General features: G+C 30.4%; 13 protein-coding genes. 10 read left to right on the top strand and 3 right to left on the bottom strand.

Annotated features, from left to right (window positions below; translation table 11 throughout):
* The first annotated feature begins 25 nt into the window (after positions 1 to 25).
* The 4 genes from KQI68_RS01015 to KQI68_RS01000 all read left to right on the top strand — a co-directional run bounded on the left by KQI68_RS01015 (position 26) and on the right by KQI68_RS01000 (position 2,515).
* A complete protein-coding gene (locus KQI68_RS01015) occupies positions 26 to 193 on the top strand; it encodes a 2-hydroxymuconate tautomerase (RefSeq protein WP_216548149.1) in 168 nt (55 codons plus the stop codon).
* A gap of 108 nt (positions 194 to 301) precedes the next feature.
* Complete coding sequence (locus KQI68_RS01010) at positions 302 to 550, top strand: hypothetical protein (protein WP_216548147.1); 249 nt, start codon at positions 302 to 304, stop codon at positions 548 to 550.
* A 336-nt stretch (positions 551 to 886) separates the two neighbouring features.
* Positions 887 to 1,408: a DUF308 domain-containing protein gene (locus KQI68_RS01005; protein WP_216548145.1), complete on the top strand. Its 522-nt coding sequence runs from the start codon at positions 887 to 889 to the stop codon at positions 1,406 to 1,408.
* A 150-nt stretch (positions 1,409 to 1,558) separates the two neighbouring features.
* Positions 1,559 to 2,515 (top strand): macro domain-containing protein, encoded by a 957-nt coding sequence (locus tag KQI68_RS01000; protein WP_216548143.1) that lies wholly within the window; start codon positions 1,559 to 1,561, stop codon positions 2,513 to 2,515.
* A 53-nt stretch (positions 2,516 to 2,568) separates the two neighbouring features.
* On the opposite strand, the gene KQI68_RS00995 is transcribed toward KQI68_RS01000, so the two are convergent.
* Positions 2,569 to 6,399, bottom strand: coding sequence for an S-layer homology domain-containing protein (locus tag KQI68_RS00995; RefSeq protein WP_216548141.1), 3,831 nt, complete (start codon positions 6,397 to 6,399; stop codon positions 2,569 to 2,571).
* Positions 6,400 to 6,620: 221 nt separating this feature from the next.
* On the opposite strand from KQI68_RS00995, the gene KQI68_RS00990 reads away from it, so the two are divergent.
* The 6 genes from KQI68_RS00990 (at position 6,621) to KQI68_RS00965 (ending at position 11,838) form a co-directional block, all read left to right on the top strand.
* Positions 6,621 to 7,265 carry a vWA domain-containing protein gene (locus KQI68_RS00990; RefSeq protein ID WP_216548139.1) on the top strand — a complete coding sequence of 215 codons (645 nt, stop codon included), beginning with the start codon at positions 6,621 to 6,623 and terminating at the stop codon, positions 7,263 to 7,265.
* A gap of 97 nt (positions 7,266 to 7,362) precedes the next feature.
* Positions 7,363 to 8,151 (top strand): class I SAM-dependent methyltransferase, encoded by a 789-nt coding sequence (locus tag KQI68_RS00985; RefSeq protein ID WP_216548137.1) that lies wholly within the window; start codon positions 7,363 to 7,365, stop codon positions 8,149 to 8,151.
* Positions 8,152 to 8,224: 73 nt separating this feature from the next.
* Positions 8,225 to 8,605 (top strand): hypothetical protein, encoded by a 381-nt coding sequence (locus KQI68_RS00980; protein ID WP_216548136.1) that lies wholly within the window; start codon positions 8,225 to 8,227, stop codon positions 8,603 to 8,605.
* 57 nt (positions 8,606 to 8,662) lie between these two features.
* Entirely contained in the window at positions 8,663 to 8,881 is a 219-nt protein-coding gene (locus tag KQI68_RS00975) for a hypothetical protein (protein ID WP_216548135.1), read from the top strand.
* A gap of 81 nt (positions 8,882 to 8,962) precedes the next feature.
* Positions 8,963 to 10,198: a carboxylate--amine ligase gene (locus tag KQI68_RS00970; protein ID WP_216548134.1), complete on the top strand. Its 1,236-nt coding sequence runs from the start codon at positions 8,963 to 8,965 to the stop codon at positions 10,196 to 10,198.
* A gap of 356 nt (positions 10,199 to 10,554) precedes the next feature.
* On the top strand, positions 10,555 to 11,838 hold the full coding sequence (locus tag KQI68_RS00965; protein WP_216548133.1) for an O-acetylhomoserine aminocarboxypropyltransferase/cysteine synthase family protein: 1,284 nt from the start codon (positions 10,555 to 10,557) through the stop codon (positions 11,836 to 11,838).
* Positions 11,839 to 12,030: 192 nt separating this feature from the next.
* Here KQI68_RS00965 and KQI68_RS00960 read toward each other — a convergent pair whose 3' ends face one another.
* Together KQI68_RS00960 and KQI68_RS00955 are read right to left on the bottom strand one after the other, a co-directional pair.
* Positions 12,031 to 12,666, bottom strand: coding sequence for an L-2-amino-thiazoline-4-carboxylic acid hydrolase (locus tag KQI68_RS00960; RefSeq protein WP_216548132.1), 636 nt, complete (start codon positions 12,664 to 12,666; stop codon positions 12,031 to 12,033).
* Between the two features lie 122 nt (positions 12,667 to 12,788).
* Positions 12,789 to 14,474: a DUF2207 domain-containing protein gene (locus tag KQI68_RS00955; RefSeq protein ID WP_216548131.1), complete on the bottom strand. Its 1,686-nt coding sequence runs from the start codon at positions 14,472 to 14,474 to the stop codon at positions 12,789 to 12,791.
* Positions 14,475 to 14,510 lie beyond the last annotated feature (36 nt).

Below are 14,510 nucleotides of genomic sequence, written 5' to 3'. Positions count from 1 at the left end.
GACTAATGAAATTAGGAGGTTTTTTATGCCATTTATTCATGTAGAGCTAGTCGAAGGAAGATCTGACGAAGCAAAAAAGCAAATCGCCAAAGATATAATCGAATCAGTTCACAAAAATGCAAATGCTCCAAGGGAACATATTCACGTTATTTTCCAAGACATGAAGAAGACTGATTATATTAATGAAGATTAAATAAAAAGAGAGCATATAGAATAGGCTCTCTTGAAGCTGTTTGAAAACCCACTATAGAGAAGCTTGATTTGGTTTCTTTATAGTGGGTTTTTACTTTGAAAGCAAAGTTTGTCATCTTTTCTTAGAAACTGGGATTTTTATGAAGGGAATTCTCTTGAAAGTTTCGAAAAGTATGAATATGAAAATTTTAGAGACAAGGGTTTAGATGAAATCGCAAGAGCTTTAGATCTTGTTATCATAAAAGGGAAAACGAGCATGAATATTTATATTCCTTGCAAAAACAGTCTTATAGCAATTGAACCTGGTTTTGACACTACTTTTTATTCAGAAGATGAAGAGTTTTTAAAAGATATGTAAGATTATGCTCAATCTCAAGGTTTATTTTTTATAAAAAGAGATTAATAGTAAACTGTAAAAAATATTTTTTATTTAATAGGTGGCATAATTATAATTTAGTCTTTTATAGTAAAGTTAATTTTGTGGATTTTAATACTCTTAATCCAATAATTTCATATGTGAAAAATTATTATATTGTTAAATAATAAGTTAAGCTTTGGGTTTTATAGACTCAAAGTTTTTTTCGCAAAAACATCTTTCATATAAATATATATTTAAATATATATTATTTTTACAATATTAGGGTATATTACTTATAGAAAGTTATTAAAATTTTTTATGTAAGAAAGGAGTAATATGAACAGCAAAACTGAAAATTTTTCATGGTTTAATCTCATTCTTGGGATTATTTTAATTATTGGAGCTATTAGTGTATTTAGAAATCCAGCGGCAACTCTTGGTAGTATTGCAATGCTTTTTGCAATTATGGCTATTTTGTCTGGTGTTGGAGAAATTATTTTAAGAAATAAAATCAAAAAGTACAGAGGAGATGCTTCATCTCTTAGAATTGTTTCAGGAGTTATCCAAATTTTATTGGGACTTTTTTTATTTTTTAATCTTGAAGGAACTATTGTGTCTCTTCCATTTATTTTTGCTTTTTGGTTTATTTTTTCATCAATTGTGGGGCTTGTTGGTGTTTGGCCAATTAGACATATTTCAACAGGAGTATTTGTACTTCTTTTAATTCTAAATATTATTGGAATTATAATAGGATTTTTCATGCTAAATAATCCTATATCAGCTATGTTTACTATAGTTTGGCTGGCAGGATTTTATCTTCTTCTGGCAGGAGTAAGACAAATTATAACGGCATTTTAATATTTGCGGCAGGTTTTGACTTGCCGTTTTTTAATTTTAAAATATAAAATATTGTGATAAGCTAAATGTAATTAATCAAAGAGGAGATGAAATGTATAAAGATTTTAACTCCAGAGAAAAAATTTTGTAATAAGAAATAAGAGGGATAAAATGCCATTTAAAATTGTAAGAGATGATATTACAAAAATAAGTGTTGATGCAATTGTAAATACTGTAAGTGGAGATTTAAGTGAAATTGGCGGTGTTAGTGCTGCTATTTTTAAAGCTGCAGGCTTTGAGAAGTTAAAAAAAGCTTGCGAGAAGTTATTTCCCATTGAAACATCAGAAGCTGTAATAACTTCTGCATTTAATCTTAATTCAAAATATGTAATTCACACTCAAGGACCAATTTATACTAAAACTCACAATGGAGATAATGAAAATCTACTGTATAAATCTTACATAAATTCTATGAAAAGAGCCTGCGAGAATAATTGCAAGAGCATTGCATTTCCTTTGATATCTAGTGGACATTATGGATTTCCTAAAGATGAAGCTATTAAAGTTGCAAGTTCTGCAATTAAAGATTTTATAAGAGACCACGATATTGATGTTTATCTTGTGGTATATGACAATGAATCTTTTAAAATCAGCGAGAAACTAATGGGAGATGTAAAAAGTTATATTGATGAGAATTATATAGATGAAAATATTTTAGAATTTAGTAATAGAGAGAGGATTTATTGCGAAAGTTTAGATTATGACTGTCAAACTTTTGAATTTAATCCAAATCTTGAAAAATCTTTTTCTGAAACACTTTTAAATTTAATTGATGAGAAAAATATGACAGATGTGGAAGTTTATAAAAGAGCCAACATCGACAGAAAGCTTTTTTCAAAAATTAAGAACAAGAAAAATTATAAACCTAGCAAAAATACTGCAATCGCCCTTGCAATTAGTCTAAGACTTAGCTTAGATGAAACAAAAAACTTTCTGGAAATCGCAAGTTATGCTCTTTCTCATTCAATATTATTTGATGTAATAATTGAGTACTTTTTAACAAATGAAAATTACGATATTTTTGAAATAAATGATGTATTATTTTCTTATAATCAACCAATTTTATAATTATGTAAAAAACCTAGGCCTATTTAAAGGTCTAGGTTTTAATATTTTTGAAATTATTTTACTGATGCCATAATTTCTTTATAAGCCCAGTGGTTTTCATCTAGGTCAGCGAAGTTATGGTCTGATAAAACTTTTGTATCAAGGCCTGCAACTCTGTTTATTAAAGTTATAACTTCGGCTCTAGTTATATTTTCATCTGGTCTAAAAGTTCCATCAGGATAGCCCTTGATTAATCCTTTTTGAACCATACTTACTATGCTCTTTTCTGCCCAATGTCCACTAATATCACTTAGGTTAGTGCTTCCATCTTCAATTCCCAAATTAAATAATTTTTCTAGGATTTTTACAAATTCTGCTCTTGTAATTGGGTTTTCTGGTCTAAAAGTTCCGTCTGGATATCCATCTACAGCACCTGCAGCGATGAATTTTTCTAATACATTCATTTGCTCTTTATTTAAGTCAGAAAATTCTAAGTTTACTTCTGGTTTAGTTCCTGTGAATTTTAGAATTTCATCAAGCCATTCAATAATGTCATTTCTTGTTGCTTTGTCATTTGGTCTGAAGTTTTCAGTTTTTTCTATATAATTAACTTCAGTTGATTTAACTTCTGCATGGTATTTATTTTCTGATTTTGTTTCATCTTTATTAGAATCGATTCTAACTGGAGAAGTGCTTACAAATACTTTTGCAGTTTCTCTATCTTTGTCTGAGTCATTATTTACTAGATAAGCAAATGGATCTTCATCAGTTTCAACTGGTCTTACTGGATTTACGATAGGTTCTTCTTTCTTATCAATAGGTTTTTCAGGTTCTACTACTGGAGTATCTGGATTATCAGTAGGTTCATCTGGATTAACTACTGGTTTATCAGTATTGTCATCTTCTTGTTTTGCTTTAAATGAAAATTTAGCAAGTACTGGATCGTGGTCTGATGCACTTCCATCAATAGCTCTGTAGTTTGCGTTGATATTTACCATATCAACTTCTGGAGATAACTTATTTAAGCTAGGAGATACAAGTATATGGTCTAAAACTTGAGAATTTCCTTGGTAGCTATAAGATGATCTTGCATTTTCAGGAAGTTTTTCAATTAAGTTTGCAAGCTTTGCCTTACTTGTCAAGATTCCTAAAGTTTCTGAAAATTCATAATCATTTAAATCTCCCATAACAACAATGTGTTCATCTGGATTTATTTTTCTCATTTCATTTACAAGTCCAGCAAGTGCCTCTGCTTGTGCATGTCTTTTTACTTCTGAACCTCTTACTTGTGGATATACAGGTCCAATAATTGGAGTGTCTCCGCCCTTAGAAGAAAGGTGATTGTTGATGAAAGTTATTTTTTCTCCAGCACCTTCTCCTTTAAGAATTTCGAATTGTCCTACAAGTGGAAGTCTTGTTGATTTGAAAGAACTTCCTTGAAGAGATAAACCAAATCTTGAAGGATTTTGTTTTAATTTAAGTGCTCCATTGTCATTTATAAGTTCGATTTCTTCTTCTGGTGATGAAGCTCCTCCAGTTTTAGATTCTGCAAGCTTTAGTTTTTTTGGATTGTATAAAAATGCTGGTCTAATGTTTGCATGTGGTTGACCACCTTCTTTATTTCCAGGTTGTGGATCAATATTTAAATATTCGTATTTTGGTCCGCCAGCTTTTGCAATTTCACTTACTAATAATTCTAGAGTTTCTGTTGCATCTTGGATATTTGTTTTACCAGGACCGTCATTGTCTTGGATTTCAACAAGAGCCACTAAATCTGGTGCATTTAGTTTATTTACAATTTGTTTAGCAATCATAGGTGCTCTGTCTGTATCTTTTGCAGAGAAGTTTAGTACATTATAAATTGTTGCTGTAATTGAGTCATAATCTGTTTTAAGTTCTGAAGGTCCTTCTGGTCCCACACCTTCACCTTTAAGTTCTGGAAGTGGCTTATAATTTAATAACTTTACATATGAAAATGCGTATACAAATACACCTTCAATATCTCCATCAAAAACTTTGCCTGGGTATGGTCTAAACTCAGAGTCTATATATTGCTTGTTATTTGTAATTGGAATAATCTTATCAGAAATTGTAATTGTTTGAGTATTTGGATTTTCGTAAGTGTATTTAACTCCCTTACTTTCTGTTCTAATTACACTTGCACCTTCACCTCTATTTGGAAGAACAGTGATGTCTCCATGACCTTCTACTTGTGCAACAATTTCTGCATCAGAGATTTTAACTGGCATATTTTCTAGTGATTCATAGAAACCTATTGCGTCATCTCTATTTATTTCTACATTTCCATGACTTGCCTTGTCAAAATTTACGCTAGACACTTTTGTTGGTATATCGACTACATTAATATGAGTTACAAGTTCGTCTAGTTGAGCTTCGTCATATTTTTCATTAATTAAATTTACATATCCATTGCTTAGAGATGTAACTGTTAATTGGTCAGACCAGCTAGACATAAATTTTCTTTCTGCTACAGTTCCACTTACAGTTACTATATCTCCTCTGTTAGCACCACTCCAATTAGTTTGTACAAAAAGTGCTTCAGATGTTCTAGGGTCTTCATCCATATCTTCTTTTAATGAATGGATATAATATCCTTTATTAAAGTAATCATCGCTTCCTGAGATAACTACACCTTTGATTTCTACATTTTGTCCAACCATTGGTGATACAAGTTTAGTTCCTTGAATTTCAGATATTTTTTTATAATTTTCAAATGGAAGAGGTCCTTCCCCTTCACTTAATATAGTAATATCACTTTTTTGGGCAACCCTTAGTTGGTAATCGTTAAATTGGCCAACAACTGCAATTAAATTTATTTTTGAATTTGCATTTGGTGCAAAAGTAGGATTTAATCTGTAGATATTTATTGTATTTCCATTTTGAGTTATAGGAGTGTTGTTATTTGATTCTGAACCAATTTGAACATCTTTTAATATAACTCTTTGAGATTCGTAATTTTCTCCATTTGTGAGAATTTCAGATATTGTTACTTCTTTTGGTGTTGGCAATTCTTTTGTAGAAATTTTTTCTGTATTAGAAGTATTTCCATTAATTTGCTCAATTCCATTAAAATTACCACGAATTCCAGTAACTTTTATTTCATCACCTAAATTATAACCATGGTCATAAGTTTCTACTCTAAATACAATACCAGCAGTATCATCTTGGATAGTAATATTTTTACCATCTAAAAATGTAACAATACCTTTTGTTGTAACTTCGCCAGATGCATCTCTAGCTTCTTTAATAGTTAATACATTAGATTCTGGTTCTGTTGGATTATTATCGCCAGGATTTTCTGTATCAGTAGGATCAGTTGGTGTAGGGTCAGTAGGTTCTGTTGATTTTTCGACTTGTATTAATTTAAAGTCAGTAAAGTAATTATTTTTTTGATTTCCTGAAACTGTTGTATTTTTATATGCTCTATAACCAGAAGAATTTGACATTGTATTATTTGCAAATGTAACAGTATCTTTTCCTTGACCTTTAAAGGAATAAGTTCCATCTCCATTATCTACAAGTAGCCAAGAGTACTCACCTTCTTTAATACCATTATTATTTCCTCCATTAGGAGCAAGGTATTTTCCACTTGAGTCCTTAATCTTAACTTTATCGCCACTTATTTCTAAAGTCATAATGAAATTAGTCATAGAAGTAGGGTCAGCAGCTACATCACTTCTTGTAACCCAATTTTTCCCTAACACTCCTGGTACTTGATTATTAGAATCTACTAGGACGTACTTTCCGCTTTCTAGTCTTTCTGATGCAGCCCTGTCTGAAATGGCTATATTATTACTCAAAGCCTCGGCAGCCTGCACAGGTCCCGCTCCTAAAATTAGCACAAAAGCTAATATAAGCGATAAAAATCTTTTACTTTGTTTCATTTTTCTAAAACCTCCCGTTTTTGAAACCTTTCATCTTATGAATAAGTGTATTTATATAAACACATACCACAATTATTGTAAATATAAATTGTAGTTCTCATGTAAACTCAATGTAAATTCTTTGTAAGATTAAAATAAATTTCACATTATTTGTCGCTTTAGAAGCGACCTTTTTTATTTCTAAAGATGCTATCCTTTAATTAATCAAAGGGGGCTTTAAAATGAAAAAAGGTTTAACAGAATTAATTTTTATACTAGACAGAAGCGGATCAATGTATGGATTGGAAAAAGACACTATCGGCGGATACAATTCAATGCTTGAAAAGCAAAAAAATATCCAAGGAGAGTGCAAGATTACGACAGTTCTATTTAATCATAAGACTGAAGTCATTCACAATAGAGTTGACATGAATGAAGTGAGAAAACTTACAGAAAAAGATTACGAAGTTTACGGAAACACTGCACTTCTTGATGCAATAGGCGAGTCAATTGAAAATATGGTTAGCGTAGAAAGACACACTAAAGAAGAATATCAAGCTGAGAAAATTTTATTTGTAATAATTACTGACGGCATGGAAAATTCAAGCAGAGAATATTCACTATCACAAATAAAAACAATGATTGAAAACCAAAGAAAAAATTACAACTGGGAATTTATTTTCTTAGGAGCAAATATAGATTCAATAGAAACAGCAAGAATCCTTGGAATAGATGAAGACAACGCAGTCAATTATCACGCAGATAAAAAAGGAACGGAGCTAAATTACAAAGTAATGGCAGATACTATTAGCGATTATAGAAGAAGTGGAAAAATTGAAAAATCCAGTCTTAATGAGATAAGAAGAGATTATAAAAATAGAGGTTAATTTAATAATTATTAAAGGCGAGTAAATCTCGCTTTTTTTATTTACAATTAACTTAAGAGAAAATTATAATGATAATGAAAATCAAAAGAGGTGTAATATGAAAGCTAATTATAAAAACTGGGTGCCAAAAGGATTGATTTTATCATTTATTACAGGTACTTTAGTTACAATATTTTTATTTATATTATCTGGAAAATATAATTTTCAAAACGAAAAAATAAATAATATATTAAGAATCATTTTTTTAATATTATTTTTATTTTTCTTAATATCAAGTTTGTGGTGCATTTATGCTTACAATAAATTTTCCTATAATGGAAACAGAAAACTTTCAATGGAAATTATTGATGGAATTTCAAATTTTGTAAATATTCCTTTAGGAGGTAAGGGTCTTGATGTTGGATGTGGAAGTGGGGCACTTACAATTTCTGTTGCAAAGAAAAATCCTAAAGCAAATTTACTTGGGATAGATAAGTGGGGGAAAGAATATGCTTCATTTAATAAAAACTTATGTGAGGAAAATGCAAAATTAGAATCCGCATTAAATGTAAAATTTCAATCAGGAAATGCTGTTAAACTGGATTTTCCCGATGAATATTTCGATGCAGTAATGAGTAATTATGTCTATCACAATATTAATGGCGTAGATAAAAAGAATTTGTTGTTAGAAAGTTTAAGAGTCTTAAAGAAGGGCGGCACATTTGCAATTCATGATATAATGACTGAAAAAAGATATGGAGATATGAATGATTTTGTAAATAAATTAAAACCTATGGGTTATGAAAAAGTAGAATTAATAGACACTGATAATGGGAAATTTATTGACAGAAGAGAAGCAAAATTACTTATGCTAAAAGGTTCAAAATTATTAGTAGGAATAAAATGAGTAAATTAGAAATATTTTAAATTATTTCTTTAAACAATTTGTATTCTGTATTATTGAAGATTAGGAGAATAATGTGCTTTATATAGTTGCAGCAATAGATGTAGAACAGGCTAATAAGGTAGTTACAGTTAAAAACAAGAAAAGTTATGTGGTGGAAATAAAAAATTTCCAAGATTTTGCATTTAAATATAGAAATAAATTTAAAAATTATAATATTTATTATAAATTAAATCCTGATGGACTATCTAAAATTGATAATTTTGAAGTAGAAGATTTGTCTGAATTTGCAGATTCTGTATTAAATTTTTTAAAGTTGAATAGAAATAAAGAAAATATGATTATAAATGAATTTAATCTATCTTTTTCTAAAATTAGAAAATACATGGATAAATTAAATTCTGTCTGCGATTATGCAGTAGAAAATCAATATAATTTAATTGGCTTAGGCGATTAGTGGTAAAGACAGATGCAATCTTGCTCTTTTTTAATATAATCCTGTCTAGAGGAATTTATGAAAAATAAAAATATTTGCCCTAAATGTGGCTCTAAAGATATTTTATTTATCTATGGTGGCATGGAAAGTTCAGCTTATGGAAATGTTATTAGAGTTGGAATAACAATGTTAAATATAGTTGAAGTTAAGCGTTATGTGTGTTGCAACTGTGGTTTTTCTGAAGAATGGATTGATCTAGATGATATTCCAAAACTTAAGAAAAAGTTTGAAGACTAGTAAAAAATTATTTCCTAATATAGTGTATAATATAAAGATAAAGTTTGATTATTCTTATTTATACATAGATTCGGAGGTAATATGAAAAATATTTCTAGAGATATATTAAAAGAGAGAAATGTGAAATTTGTAGTCCTTGGTTCTGATGAAAATGCCTATGGAGTTGCAAGACTATTAGATGATAATTACGGAATTCATCCCATGCTTTTCTGCCAAGACACTCTTCCTGCAACTGATAATTCTAAAATCTTAGAGAGAAAAGTTGTTAAAAATTTTGGTGAAGGAGATGTCTTTGTAAAAACTCTTGTGGACTATGCAAAAGAAAATAGTAACGCAATTTTAATTACAATACCTTGTGGAGATGGCTATTCTAGGCTTTTAAGTGAGAATGCAGAAGAGCTTAAAAAGTACTATCTTTTCAACATTCCAGATATTAGCTTAAACGAAAGGCTTGAAAATAAAATTGATTTTTACAATTCTTGTGAAGAACTTGGAATTCCATATCCTAAGTTTGACATTATAAAATCAGTTGATGAGTTAGAAGGACTTAATCTTAAATTTCCACTAATTTTAAAACCTAATGATTCAATTAGCTATTTAAAATTATCTTTCCCAGGAAAGTACAAAGTTTACACAATTCACTCAGAAGATGAACTTAAAATAGTTGTAAAGACAATTTATGATTTAAATTACGAAGGTACAATGCTGGTGCAAGAATTTATACCAGGAGATCCTTCTAACCAAGCTTCACTTAATGCTTATTGCGACAAAAATGGAAAGGTTAGAATGTTTGTATATGGTCAAATTCTTCTCGCAGATCCACTTCCACTTAGAATTGGAAATAATGACGCAATTTATACAAAATACATGCCAGAAATTTTTGATTTTTACAGAGAAAAGCTAGAGTCAATTAACTACACTGGATTTTCAAATATCGATTTAAAATACGACTACAGAGATGACACTTACAAGGCTTTTGAAATGAATTTGAGACTTCCACAGTCACATTATTTCATGGCAGCAGGTGGTGTAAATGTGCTTGACTTCTACATCAGAGATTTACTTGATTTAGGTTTTGAAGAGGAATGTTATTATCATAAAGAAACTAAAAAAATATGGATGAATGCACATCCAAAACTTTTAAAAGAATATTCTGATAAAAAACATTACGATATAATCGATGAAGTCCTAAGGAATGGTTATGAGTTTACTATTGACAATAAAAAGGACTTTAGCTTAAGCAGAAAGATGACTTATTGGAGAAGAAAATACGGATCTATAAAGCATTATAAGGAATATTATAGAATTGAAGATTAATAATTATTTAAAAAATAGTTGACAACATTTTTAAATCTTGTTATCATTGAAAACATAAATCATTTAGTAAAGGAGGCGAGAGCTATGAAAAACTTATTTAATATAAACAACATGATGATGCGAATGCAATACTCCCGGGCATATAATAATGACTGGGCTAGTGTCGTGCGCGCATTTTGCATAGACTCTTCGCCTCATAACCAAATTTAATTTTTGGTATTAGTCATTTGCCCGGGAGCTTAATTGCTTCCGGTTTTTTTGTGCTTAAAATCGGATTAAAAAAAGATGATGAAGTTAAAATAATTTAAAGAAGAAAAAAGATTTAAGAGAAGAAAAAAGAAAAAAGGAGAAAAAAGATGACTAATAAATTAAAATTTGAAACATTACAATTACATGTAGGACAAGAACAAGCAGACCCAGCAACTGATTCAAGAGCAGTGCCGATTTACCAAACTACTTCTTATGTATTCCACAACTCAGAACACGCAGCAGCTCGTTTTGGACTTGCTGATGCTGGAAATATTTACGGAAGACTTACAAACTCAACTCAAGACGTGTTAGAAAAAAGAATTGCAGCACTTGAAGGTGGAGTTGCAGCACTTGCAACAGCATCAGGTGCAGCTGCTATAACTTATACTATTCAAGCTCTTGCACAAGAAGGAGATCACATTGTTGCACAAAAGACAATTTACGGCGGAAGCTACAATCTTCTTGCTCACACATTACCACTTAGCGGAGTGACAACAACTTTTGTAGATGCTCATAATTTTGACGAAGTTGAAGGAGCAATCAAAGAAAACACAAAGGCAATTTATTTAGAAACTCTAGGCAATCCAAACTCCGACATACCAAATATTGACAAGATTTCTGAAATTGCTCACAAACACAACATTCCTCTAGTTATCGACAACACTTTTGGAACTCCATATTTAATTAGACCAATTGAACATGGAGCAGACATCGTAGTTCACTCTGCAACTAAATTTATCGGTGGACATGGAACTACACTTGGCGGAATTATTGTTGACTCAGGAAAATTTGATTGGAAAGCCGCTGGCAAATACGCACCAATTGCTGATGCAAATCCATCTTATCACGGAATTTCCTTTGTTGAAGCTGCAGGAGAAGCTGCATTTGTGACATACATTCGTGCAATCTTACTTCGTGACACTGGAGCTACAATCTCACCATTTAATGCGTTTTTACTTCTTCAAGGAACTGAAACACTTTCATTAAGACTTGAAAGACATGCTGAAAATACAAAGAAAGTTGTAGAGTTTTTAACAAATCATCCTAAAGTTGAAAGAGTAAATCACCCAAGCATTGAAACCCACCCAGATCATGAGCTTTACAAAGAATACTTCCCTAATGGAGGAGCAAGTATCTTCACTTTTGAAATCAAAGGTGGCAAGGAAGAAGCTTGGAAATTTATAGACAATCTAGAAATTTTCTCACTTCTTGCAAATGTAGCTGATGTTAAGAGTCTTGTAATTCACCCAGCAACTACAACTCACTCACAACTTAGTGAAGATGAACTAAAAGATCAAGGTATCAAACAAAACACAATTAGACTATCAATTGGTACAGAACACATAGACGATATAATTGCAGATTTAGAAAAAGGATTTGCAGCCATCTAAGCCATAAAAATATAAATCCTCATTAAATATATAATAAAATCCTCTTTAATATAATATGAAAAAGCCCCAAGTTTTATTTGAAGTCAGACTGTTGATAAACAAAGGTCACTATAAAAGTGAAATCCAGTGAGCGTTATACTGGTTTTGTTTACAAGTTTTCCTCGAGTTCGCACTTGGGTTTTTTTATAAAAACTATTTTGGATTTTTTAATTTGCTTGGTAATATCCAGAAATCACAAATTTCTTCACCATCTGCTATTGTGTGACTTCTAATTAATTTGCCGCCTCTGTTTTCTAGACTTAGATAATCAATTTCGCAAAAAATATGAGTGAGATGAGATAAATTATTGTCATTAAAAAATTTTGCAATTGGGCATTTTGTAAAGTAATAATAAATTCCGTCTTCATGAGAATTGTCAAATACAAACTGCCATGCTTCTGGATGCTTGTCTTTATTTTCCTCAGACCATTTATAAGCAATATCCATTTTCTTTTTCATTTTTGCCATGTCTTTTTCTTTATTAAAGTCAAATTTCATAATTTTTAAAAGAAAAGGATCAGTTAGAACAAATCTAATCATTTCAATTAACATATCTTCGGAAAAAATATTTTGATTTGCTGTGTGAAAAGATAGAAATAAAAGGGCAAAATATAAATTTGAAGCCATGGGATTATTTTCTCCAATGTCATCAGCTTTTGAAAGTAAATTTATGTATTCAGCCTTTGACTTTTTCATAATTTCTTTAATCTCTGATTTTGAAAAATATTTCTTCAAATACTTTTTTATAAAAGGATTCACAATTAACCAAAAAATAGGTTTATATTTCATAAAACACCTCTAATGATATAATTTTTCAATTAAATTTTATCAATTTTATTTAAAAGTACAATAAATTTATAAAATAAAACCCCTTAATCCATATTGGATTTTGGGGTTTTAAAAAATTTAAATTAACGGCCACCGCCGCCTCCTCCGCCGAAGCTGCCGCCACCGCCACCTGCTGATGTTGCTCCTCCAAAGCCAGCGTTACTAAAGCCAGTTGCACTTCCGTAAGACTGATTAATTGATTTTGAAAAATCTCTTGAATTTGAGGTTAAATTAACATAGAGTGCAGGATTAAATGAGCTGTTGTAATTTTCTGCTCCCTTAGCAAATTCTTTATCTAAGAAGAATACTGATGAGTAGATTAAAAGATTCTCCCAATTTGGAAGTTTTTCATCTTCTACTAATTCATAGTAATCATCTAGATAATTGTAGAATTTAATTATATCGCCGTACAACTTGATTCCCTTATCTGTGATTTTTAATTCTTTTCCAGTATTTTTAAAACCAAAAAATTTCTTTTCAAATTCATAATCTTCAAGATATCCACCATATTCTAATGCTTTTATGGACTCATCTTCAAACTTTTCATAATAATTTTCCATGTCGTCTTTATTTTTCTTTACATATTTTTCAAAGTCTTTACTTGTAAGATATTCTGAATCTGTTTTTTCATTTGCAGCAGAAAGCATTTCAAATAATTCTTCTTCCATTTTGCCCATATCATTAGGTCTTGAAAGAATTTTAATTTTATTTTCAGCAAAGATTCCTGAATCTTCAATAAATTCAATATTATTTGATAGAAGCCACTTTAATATAAAAGAATTTATATAGTTTCCAACTAAATCGGTATACACAAGATTTGCCTCTTTTATAAAGAAAGCTATATCTTCAATATTTCCATCATAAGGCACTTCTTTTAAATAATTATTTTTAAATTTTTTCTTGCCTGGGAGTATGGATTTATTTTGAATGTTTTTTTCTCTAAAGGTTAGATAAAATGCTCCAACTATAAAAAATAAAATTAAAGAAAATCCTGCAAGTCCACCAACTACTGCAATTTTTTCGCCAGTTGACATAGGTGGCTTATAAGCTTCGCCTTCTCTATCTTGCCAGTCTGATCCAATAGAGGCTTCTTTTGCATAATCATCGAAGTTTTTGTCGATTTTCATAGCTGTGTTAAAGTATCCCTTTGGAAATTTAAGCATAATTGTTGCGTAGTTGACATCTCCTGTAGAATTTAAAAGAATATCTCCATTTACATTGTGAATTTCTCCTTGAAGTCCAAAGCCCCACATCTTCACATCTTTAAAGGGTTCAAAGCCGCTTATCTTAATGCTTATATTTTTAGGTTCTGGGTCAAAATTATCTCCTACAAAATTAAAAAACAACATGTCGCTGTCATTAAGTCCAACAACAAGTGGATTTATTTTATAATTTAAATTATAAGTATTGTCTGAGTATTCACTAATACCCCAAGTTAGTTCAATTTCATCGCCCTTGTCAATTCTTCCGTAGCGATATTTTTTGTCATCAAAGGATGCGTCAATATCCCAAGGAGATAATTCGGTGAAGTCTCTTCCCAAGGCATTTAGCGAAAAGTCCTCGATTTTAATTCCCTGCAAATTATTTATTGTTTTATATCTTTCTGTGTAGTTGTCGTTATCTTCATGGATTTTCCAAGTCTCTGTAATATGACCAACGCCATTTTTATCTATTTTTGCATCAATATTAATAGACTTAAATTCTTCTGCAAAGACAAAACTTGGCACGAAGATAAAAATAGTAACTAAAGCTAAAATTTTATTTTTCATAAACACCTCGATATTTAAATTCATATATTCCCAAAA

Source organism: Peptoniphilus ovalis, assembly GCF_018919265.1.
GTDB lineage: Bacteria > Bacillota > Clostridia > Tissierellales > Peptoniphilaceae > Peptoniphilus_A > Peptoniphilus_A ovalis.
This window is presented reverse-complemented; position numbering and strand designations above follow the sequence as displayed.